Origin of the sequence: uncultured Megasphaera sp. (assembly GCF_958350005.1) — a bacterium.
Lineage (GTDB): Bacteria > Bacillota > Negativicutes > Veillonellales > Megasphaeraceae > Megasphaera.
This window is the reverse complement of sequence record NZ_CATWFF010000193.1, coordinates 1-3646: the sequence shown is the minus strand read 5'-3', so window position 1 is coordinate 3646 and position 3646 is coordinate 1. Positions and strand designations below refer to the sequence as shown.

At 56.1% G+C, this 3646-nt stretch carries 3 protein-coding genes and 1 pseudogene; all 4 read left to right on the top strand.

From position 1 onward, the window contains the following. Positions 1–302 precede the first annotated feature (302 nt). A complete protein-coding gene (gene trpE, locus Q3886_RS09310; protein WP_301861150.1) occupies positions 303–1766 on the top strand; it encodes an anthranilate synthase component I in 1464 nt (487 codons plus the stop codon). Next, on the top strand, positions 1763–2329 hold the full coding sequence (locus tag Q3886_RS09305; protein ID WP_301861148.1) for an aminodeoxychorismate/anthranilate synthase component II: 567 nt from the start codon (positions 1763–1765) through the stop codon (positions 2327–2329). The genes trpE and Q3886_RS09305 overlap by 4 nt, the downstream gene beginning before the upstream one ends. Before the next feature lie 25 nt (positions 2330–2354). Further along, on the top strand, positions 2355–3365 hold the full coding sequence (gene trpD / locus Q3886_RS09300) for an anthranilate phosphoribosyltransferase (protein WP_301861147.1): 1011 nt from the start codon (positions 2355–2357) through the stop codon (positions 3363–3365). A gap of 8 nt (positions 3366–3373) precedes the next feature. Then, positions 3374–3646, top strand: a pseudogene (locus Q3886_RS09295) (indole-3-glycerol-phosphate synthase TrpC); the annotation flags it as partial.

Genomic DNA, 3646 nt, shown 5'->3' with positions numbered 1-3646 from the left:
AACACTGTCCATGGAAACCATTGAGGCGGAAGTAAAAACGAAGTCGTGCACGTACAGAGAGCCGGGGAGCTGAGAGCCGGTCGGACGCAGCGCGTTAAATGGACCGCTGAGGGCGCAGTCAAAGGCTGAGGCTGAGTATTCTGCGACGTGAAGGCATACGTCAGTTGCCGGGAATATGTTGGTATTCCGTCGAGAGTAGGAACTATCCTGAAGCAAGGTGGCACCGCGGAACATGTATCCGTCCTTGACAAATCGAGAAATTTGTCATGGACGGATTTTTTTGTATAGGAGGAATCGTCAAGATGATGTCGTTGGAACAACTGAAAGCATATGGAAACACGTATAAAGTCGCGCCAGTGAGCCGCCGTATTTTTTCGGATATCCGGACGCCTGTCGAGGCCCTGCGGATTTTAAAAAACGTCAGCTCCCGCTGCTATCTGCTGGAAAGCATGGAAGATGCCAAGCGCTGGGGCCGTTACACCTTCCTCGGCTATGACCCGCAGATGGAACTGACCTGCAAGGACAACGTAGTCCATCTGAAAGCCGGTACAGATGTGGCCATTCGCTCGGAAAAGCCCGACGACTTCATCCGCCAGGTTCTGGCAGACAACACGGCACCGCAGATCGAAGGAATGCCGCCGTTCACAGGCGGCCTGGTCGGCTACTTTTCCTATGACTATATCAAATACGCCGAACCGTCGCTGAAGCTGGAAGCCGATGATGACGAAGCCATCCTCGATTTCGACCTGCTCCTGTTTGAAAACGTCATCGTCTTCGACAACCTGAAACAGCAGATTATCCTCATTGCCAACGTCCGCCTCGATGCGCCGGAAGAAAATTACCACAAAGCCCTGCTGGAACTGGACCGGATGGAACAGCTCCTGCGGGACGGGGAAAAGGCTGAACCGGAACCGCTCCGCCTGGAAAGCGATTTCAAGCCCCTCTTTTCAGAAGACGCCTACTGCGGCATGGTGGAAAAAGGGAAGGAATATATCCGCGAAGGCGATATTTTCCAGGTCGTCCTGTCCAACCGTCTGGAAGCCAGGGCCACAGGCAGCCTCTTCGATACGTACCGCGTTCTGCGGACGGTTAATCCGTCGCCGTACATGTTCTATTTTTCCGGCGACGATCTGGAACTGGCCGGGTCCTCTCCGGAAACGCTGACGCGCCTGCAGAACGGCACGCTGTTCACCTTCCCCCTGGCCGGCACGCGGCCCCGCGGCGCAACGCCCCAGGAAGATGAAGCGCTGGAACAGGAACTGCTCCACAATCCCAAGGAACTGGCAGAACACAACATGCTCGTCGACCTGGGCCGCAATGACCTGGGCCGCATCAGCGAATTCGGTTCCGTTCACGTCGAAAAATATCTCGACATCCTGCGGTTCTCCCACGTCATGCACATTGGTTCCACTGTCAGCAGCACCATTCGCCCGGACAAGACCGCTGTCGACGCCATCGGCTCGGTCCTGCCGGCCGGCACTTTGTCAGGAGCACCGAAAATCCGGGCCTGCCAGATTATTGACGAGCTGGAAGGGGAAAAGCGCGGCGTCTACGGCGGCGCCATTGGCTACATCGATTTTACAGGCAACATGGATACGTGCATCGGCATTCGCCTGGCCTATAAGAAAGGGGACCGCCTCTTCGTGCGCTCCGGCGCCGGCATCGTCGCCGACAGTGTGCCCGAAAAGGAATATCAGGAATGCATTAATAAAGCCAAAGCCGTCGTGACGGCCATTCAGCAGGCCAATGGAGGAATAGACAAATGATCGTATTAATTGATAATTATGACAGTTTTTCATACAATTTGTATCAGCTCCTGGGACAGTTTAATCCAGATATTACGGTAATCCGCAATGATGAAAAGACCGTCGCTGAAGTGGCGGCTATGAAGCCGGACCATCTGGTCATTTCACCGGGCCCGGGCCGTCCGGCCGATGCCGGCATCTGCGAAGAAGCAATCCGCTGCTTTGCCGGCAAAGTCCCTATCCTGGGCGTGTGCCTTGGCCATCAGGCCATTTGCGAAGCCTTTGGCGGCAAGATTATCTACGCCAGCCAGCTCATGCACGGCAAGCAGTCCGTTGCCAAGCTGCGGACCGACAGCCCCCTGTTTAAAGGGCTGCCGGAAGAAGTGGACGTAGGCCGCTATCATTCTCTGGCTGTTGATGCGGCAACGTTGCCTGATGAGCTGGAAGTGCTGGCCGAAACGGCAGATAAGGAAATCATGGCTGTCGGCCATAAGAAGTACGCCCTCTATGGGCTGCAGTTCCATCCGGAATCGATTTTGACGCCGGAAGGCCCGCTGATGGTACAGAACTTTTTACAAATGTAAGATGTATATATAAGGGGGAGTTGACATGATACAGGAAGCAACGGCCAAACTCGTAGGCCGGCAGGATTTGATGATGGAAGAAACCATTACCGTTATGAACGAAATCATGGGCGGCAAGACGACGCCTGTACAGACAGCGGCCTTTCTCGTAGCCCTTCAGGAAAAGGGAGCGACCGTCACGGAAATTACGGCCTGCGCCAAATCCATGCGGGCCCATGCCCTGGCTTTTCCGGAAGAACCGGGGCGCCTGGAAATCGTCGGTACTGGCGGCGATAAATCCCATTCTTTCAACATTTCCACGACGTCCGCCTTTGTCTGCGCCGCTGCAGGCTGCAAAGTAGCCAAGCACGGCAACCGGGCGGCAACGTCCAAGAGCGGCGCCGCCGACGTGCTGGAAGCGCTGGGCGCCAAGATTGCCCTGACGCCGGAACAGTGCGTCAAACTGCTGGATACGACGGGCTTCTGTTTCCTCTTTGCCCAGCAGTTCCATTCGGCTATGAAGTACGTCGGCCCGGTACGCAGAGAACTGAGCGTGCCCACCGTATTCAACCTGCTTGGGCCCCTGACCAATCCGGCCCATGCAGACCATCAGGTCCTCGGTGTATACGACGAAAGCCTGGTCGAACCATTGGCCCGCGTCCTTCACGGCCTGGGCGTCAAAAAGGGCATGGCCGTATTCGGCACGGACGTAATGGACGAAATTTCCGCGTCAGCACCGACGAAGGTCTGCGAATTTGACGGCGATGATTTCAAAACCTATACGATTGAACCGGAACAGTTCGGCCTGGCACGGGGCAAAAAAGCCGATATTGTCGGCGGCTCACCAGCAGAAAACGCGGCTATTACGCGCAGCGTCCTGAGCGGCGAACAGGGAACGAAACGGACCGCTGTCGTCCTCAACGCCGGTGCCGGCCTGTATGTCAGCGGCAAAGCGGCTTCTCTGGCTGACGGCATCGCCCTGGCTGGTCAGCTCATTGACAGCGGCAAGGCCCTGGCCGCCCTCGATGCCTTCGTTGCTCAGAGTAAGTTGGTATAGGAGGGCCTATGATCTTAGACGATATTACAGCTGCCGTAGCCAGACGGCTGGAAGAAGATAAACAGCGCGTCTCTCTGGAACAGATGAAAGAGAAAGCCCTGGGAGCACCGAAAAAAGAAGGCTTTCCCTTTGCCCGGGCTCTGGGGAAGCCAGGATTGTCCTTTATCTGCGAAGTCAAGAAGGCGTCGCCGTCGAAAGGCCTTATTGCGCCGGACTTTCCCTATGTAGACATTGCCCGGGAATACGAACAGGCCGGAGCGGCCGCTATTTCCGTCCTGACT

Bases quoted from the DNA above. Each gene is read 5' to 3' on its own strand.
- trpE (WP_301861150.1), top strand. From the start codon at position 303: ATGATGTCGTTGGAACAACTGAAAGCATATGGAAACACGTATAAAGTC.
- Q3886_RS09305 (WP_301861148.1), top strand. From the start codon at position 1,763: ATGATCGTATTAATTGATAATTATGACAGTTTTTCATACAATTTGTAT.
- trpD (WP_301861147.1), top strand. From the start codon at position 2,355: ATGATACAGGAAGCAACGGCCAAACTCGTAGGCCGGCAGGATTTGATG.